The 5118-nt window shown below is 73.5% G+C and carries 4 protein-coding genes; 2 read left to right on the top strand and 2 right to left on the bottom strand.

Annotated elements, in window-relative coordinates:
- Positions 1-137 precede the first annotated feature (137 nt).
- On the bottom strand, positions 138-770 hold the full coding sequence (locus ACFV3R_RS33695; protein ID WP_385591129.1) for a hypothetical protein: 633 nt from the start codon (positions 768-770) through the stop codon (positions 138-140).
- Between the two features lie 717 nt (positions 771-1487).
- Here ACFV3R_RS33695 and ACFV3R_RS33690 point away from each other — a divergent pair.
- Both ACFV3R_RS33690 and ACFV3R_RS33685 read left to right on the top strand, forming a co-directional pair.
- Entirely contained in the window at positions 1488-3002 is a 1515-nt protein-coding gene (locus tag ACFV3R_RS33690; RefSeq protein WP_385591126.1) for a glutamate--cysteine ligase, read from the top strand.
- Between the two features lie 282 nt (positions 3003-3284).
- Positions 3285-4043 carry a CPBP family intramembrane glutamic endopeptidase gene (locus tag ACFV3R_RS33685; protein ID WP_385591153.1) on the top strand — a complete coding sequence of 253 codons (759 nt, stop codon included), beginning with the start codon at positions 3285-3287 and terminating at the stop codon, positions 4041-4043.
- An 87-nt stretch (positions 4044-4130) separates the two neighbouring features.
- Here the strand turns inward: ACFV3R_RS33685 and ACFV3R_RS33680 are convergent, their stop codons facing one another.
- A complete protein-coding gene (locus ACFV3R_RS33680) occupies positions 4131-4964 on the bottom strand; it encodes a PhzF family phenazine biosynthesis protein (protein ID WP_385591124.1) in 834 nt (277 codons plus the stop codon).
- Positions 4965-5118 lie beyond the last annotated feature (154 nt).

The raw sequence follows: 5118 nt of genomic DNA, 5'->3' as shown, positions 1-5118 counted from the left end.
CACCGTCCCCCTGGGGGGGCGTCGCGCCCCTCCCACGCCCGGGCGGGGGCGCTTGGGTTGGGGGGGGGAGCGGGGGGGCCGGGGCGCCCCGCCGCCCGTGCCCACCGGCCCCGGACGTCCGCAGGAAGGTGCCGAGGTCAGGCCCGGCCGCTCAGCAGCGGGGCGGGGGCGAGCCTGCGGGTCAGCCTCGGCAGCAGGTCCCCCACCCGGTGCGGGCGGTGCGCCACGATGCCGGGGGGCGCGGGGGCCAGCGGGACGAGCAGGTCCGCCGGCGCCGGGAGGGTACCGGCGGCCTCGTCCCACACCCCGGCTGCCGCGCCCGCCCCCGGATCGCCGTCCGGGGCCTGCGGTTCCTGCCGCCGCAGCCACAGCGTCAGCATGTACAGCTCGGGCACCGACAGCAGGCGCGGCCGGTAGTCCCCCCTCACCAGCGCCGCCTGGTGCAGGGCGCGCTCGGTGGACGCGACGTAGGGACCCTCGCAGAAGTGGGAGAAGGTCCAGCCGTCGGCCGTGAGCATCGCCTCGGCCGCGGCCACGGTGCGCTCCTGTGCGCGGAGCATGAAACGCCAGCCCGTCAGGCGGGTGCGCAGCGGCCCGGGGCGGCTGATGCCCGTCAGGACGTGGACGGGCAGAGGCAGTTCGCATGCCGGTGGTGTGTCGTGGGAGCGGAGCGCGGGCGTGCGGACGTCCTGGGTGGCCGTCGGGGAGTGCAGGGCCGTCTGGACGCTGCGCAGGGCGGGCGCAGGAGCCGGGAGTACATGCAGCGGCATGGGATCGCCTCTCACTGGTGAGACGTTGGTGCTGGGCACGTGCGGACGTCGCTGTCAGCAGGACACAGGCTGGGACGGTGGTGCATGTGGTGCCGGTGGTGCGGGTCGTGCGCGCGGTGCGGAAAACGCGGGCGGTACGGGTGCGCCCTCCGGTAGCCTGCGGCCGGGAAGGGCCTGCGGCTGGACGGTGGCGTCGACGCGGGGCAGGAACCGTGTGCGGACGCGGCCGTCTCTGAGGGTGACGACGGAAAGCGGAAATCCGGCGGACAGTCGGTTCGAAACAGTGTTCCTGCGCCCCTCCGGAAGCCTATACGAGGTTTGTCGGGCGGAGGTTTCGGTTACACGTCCCGGTCGTTTCAGGCAAGGCGACAACAAGCCTGCGGAGGCGGGGCCTTTGCGCTGGAGCGACACCCCTTCGACTCTCCGGCCAGCAATTACCGCCTTGCGACGGTAGGCCGGAAGTCGTCGGTGAAACGGGTCACGGCGGCAAAGACGGCACGTCAGCGCGGCGTATGCCGAACACATGTGCCAGCCGATTACTCCACTGGGACCGGGAACCCGTCCCGTTACGGAGAGTCCACTGGTTCCCCGGGGGGAACAGGCGTTACCGATCACCCCACGGGGCATCATCGACCGTAGCGCGCGAGGACCCGGCCGCACGCGACGTCCGACTGTGGTGGGACACCGTTCCGGGTGCGGTGGGGAAAGGACGCTCCGATGGGCGAGAAGGTCACGGCAGGTGGAATAGACCTCGCCGACCGGCAGCGTTTTCGCGAGAAACTCCAGGCGTGCCAGAAGGCACTGCGGACCCTGCTGGACGACAGCCGTTTCGACAGTCCCAAGAACCTCATGGGACTGGAGATCGAACTCAACCTCTCAGGCCCCGACGGGCTGCCCCGCATGATGAACTCGCAGGTCCTGGAGCGCATCGCCAGTCAGGACTTCCAGACCGAACTCGCGCAGTTCAACCTGGAGGTCAACGTCGTGCCGCACCGGCTGGGCGGCTCGGTGCTGGACCAGCTGGCCGAGGAGCTCCGGACGGGTCTGGGCTACGCCGACCGCAAGGCGCGCGAACTCGACGCGCGCATCGTCATGATCGGCACGCTCCCCACGCTGGGCCCGCAGGACCTGGTCTCCTCCAACCTCTCCGAGGCCGACCGCTACCTGCTGCTGGACAACCAGCTCCGGGCCGCTCGGGGTGAGGACTTCCGCCTCGACATCGAGGGCGTGGAGCGGCTGGAGATGTCCGTCTCCACGATCGCCCCCGAGGCCGCCTGCACCTCGGTCCAGCTCCACCTCCAGGTCACCCCCCGCAGGTTCGCCGCCGCCTGGAACGCCTCGCAGGCGATCGCCGCGGCGCAGGTGGCGGTGGGCGCCAACTCCCCGTTCGTCTTCGGCAGGGAGCTGTGGCGGGAGTCCAGGCCGCCCCTGTTCCAGCAGGCCACCGACGAGCGCCCGCCGGAGCTGCGGGCCCAGGGGGTGCGTCCGCGGACGTGGTTCGGTGAACGTTGGGTGGAGTCGGCGTACGACCTGTTCGAGGAGAACGTGCGCTACTACCCCCCGTTGCTGCCGAGGTGCGGCGAGCAGGACCCGCTGGCGGTGCTCGCGGAGGGCGGCGTTCCGGAGCTGTCGGAGCTGGTGCTGCACAACGGGACCATCTACCGCTGGAACCGTCCGGTCTACGACGTGGCGGACGGCGCTCCCCACCTGCGGGTGGAGAACCGCGTCCTGCCGGCCGGCCCGACCGTCACCGACGTCATCGCCAACGCCGCCTTCTACTACGGCCTGGTGCGGGCGCTGGCCGACGAGTCGAGGCCGGTCTGGACGAGGATGCCGTTCGAGGCGGCGGCCGAGAACTTCGAGGCGGCCTGCCGGTACGGCATGGAGGCGACGCTGAGCTGGCCCCGCCCCGGCCGTACCGGAGGCCTGGTGCAGCTCCCCGCGGCCGAACTGGTACAGCGCCACCTGCTGCCGCTGGCGGCCTCCGGGTTGGACGCCTGGGGGGTGGCCGCCGCCGACCGGGACCACTATCTCGGGATCGTCGAGGAGCGGTGCCGAAGCCGGGTCAACGGAGCGTCCTGGCAGGTCGCGGCCTATCACCGGGCACGCAAGGAGGGGATGGACCGGTTGGCGGCGCTGGCGGCCGTGACCCGGCGCTACACCGAGCTGATGTGGGAGGACCAGCCCGTCCACACCTGGCCACTGGACCCGCCCGAGCGACCGGCGCAGTGAGCCGGAGCGCGGCACTCCGGGGAGCGGCCGTGTCCGTCCGTCGCCGCTGAGGCTCCGCTCGCCGTGCACCCAGAGCGGGGCACAGGCAGCGCACCCCCCCACCGGCCCCGCCCGGTCGGAGCAGCCGGCAAGGGCGGGGCGGCGCCGTCCGGAAGGCCGCCACGCCGTAGGGTGCCGGTGGCGTAGCGGCGGCGGTCGAACGGAGGCGGCGGTGTGGCCCAAGGCGAGCGCGTGAGCGAGGGAGCCCGGCGCCCTCAGGGCGCGGACGGCGGAGCGCGGGGAGTGGTACCGCGCCAGGTGTGGCGCACCGAGACGCTGCTGGTGCTGGCGCTCTCGCTGGGCGCCAGCGGAGTGTCCGCGCTGATCAGCTTCGTCGGCTCGGTCACCCGTCCCGGTGGGCTGAGCGACCAGTCGGCCATACTCAACGGCTCCCACGCCCCGGGCCGGCCGTGGCTGGACCTGACCTGGCAGCTTTTCAACATCGCCACCGCCCTTGTGCCGGTCCTCCTGGTGGCGCACCTCCTGACGCGCGAGGGGGCCGGCGGACTGCGGGTCGTGGGGCTGGACCGCCGGCGCCCCCTGCTCGACCTGGGGCGGGGGGCGGTCGTCGCCGCCGTCATCGGGGGCAGCGGCCTGGCGCTGTACCTCGGGGCGCGGGCGAGCGGCGCCAACCTCACGGTCGTCCCCGAGTCGTTGCCTGCGGTGTGGTGGCGCATCCCGGTGCTGATCCTCGCCGCGGTGCAGAACGCGGTCCTGGAAGAGGTCGTCGTGGTGGGCTACCTGCTGCGGCGGCTGGACCAGATGGGCTGGTCGGCGACGGCTGCGCTGGTCGCCAGTGCGCTGCTGCGCGGCTCCTACCACCTCTACCAGGGCATCGGCGGATTCGTCGGCAACGTGGTGATGGGGGTGGTCTTCGTCCTCCTCTACCGGCGATGGGGCCGGGTCGGGCCGCTGGTGGCCGCCCACTCCCTCATCGACACGGTGGCCTTCGTCGGTTACGCGCTCCTCGCGGGCAAGGTGGGCTGGCTTCCCACCGGGTGAGCCCGCGGGGGAGGGACGGGTCGCCGTGGGACCGCCGGCTCAGGCGGCGGAGGCGGCCGGCCGAGCCGCTCTCGACCGGCCCGTCGTTCAGGGGGCGAGCAGTTCGCCGTCGAGGACGGTCACGGCGTGGCCCGTCAGCAGGGTGCGGTCGCCGCGCAGGCGGGTCCGTACGTAGCCGCGCCGCCGGCCGCCCTGGTGGCCGGTGAGTGTCTCCCGGCCGAGGCGGGCGGACCAGAACGGGGCGAGGGCGGTGTGCGCGCTGCCGGTCACGGGGTCCTCGTCGATACCCACCCCCGGGCCGAAGAAGCGCGAGGTGAAGTCGTGCGTCCGCACGCCGGCGCCGGCCGCAGCCGTGACGATGACGCCTCGGGCCTCGAACCGGGCAGCCAGCGCCCTGTGGTCCGGTGCGAGCTGCCGGACGCTCTCCTCGTCCGGCAGCTCCACCAGGAGGTCGCCGAGGGGGCCGGTGTCGTAGGCGCCCAGCAGCTCGACCGTGCGGCCGTCCCCGGCGAGGCAGGGGGCGAGCCACTCGGGCACGGGCACCTCGGTGAGGGGGGCGGTGGGGAAGTCCAGGGTGAGGCCGCCGTCCGGTTCCGTCGTGGTGGTCAGGATCCCGCTGCGGGTGCGGAAGCGCACGGGGCCCGTCGCCAGGCCCGTGGTGTGCAGGACGTGGGCGGTGGCCAGGGTGGCGTGTCCGCAGAGGTCGACCTCGGTGGCCGGGGTCAGCCAGCGCAGCGCCCAGTGGGCCTCGGATCCCTCGGGCAGCCGGTGGGCGAAGGCGGTCTCGGAGAGGTTGACCTCGGCTGCCACGTCCTGCAGCAGGTCGTCGGGCGGGAACTCCCCGTCCTCCAGGAGCACCACTCCGGCGGGGTTGCCGGCGAAGGGACGGTCGGTGAAGGCGTCGACGATGCGGATCCTCATGCCGCCGATGCTACGGACCCCTCGGCAGAGCCGACTCGGGGGAGAGGGGGACGGCGTCTTTCTCGCTCCCGCCGCACCTCGAGGCCCGGGTGAGTTAACCCCCGGGCCCGGGAAGGGCCGCAGGGGCGGGCCCGGCGCCGTCCGGCGCCGGGCC

The organism is Streptomyces sp. NPDC059740 (genome assembly GCF_042733155.1).
Lineage (GTDB): Bacteria > Actinomycetota > Actinomycetes > Streptomycetales > Streptomycetaceae > Streptomyces.
The sequence above is the reverse complement of the archived record's forward strand: the minus strand, read 5'-3'. Positions and strand labels throughout refer to the sequence as shown.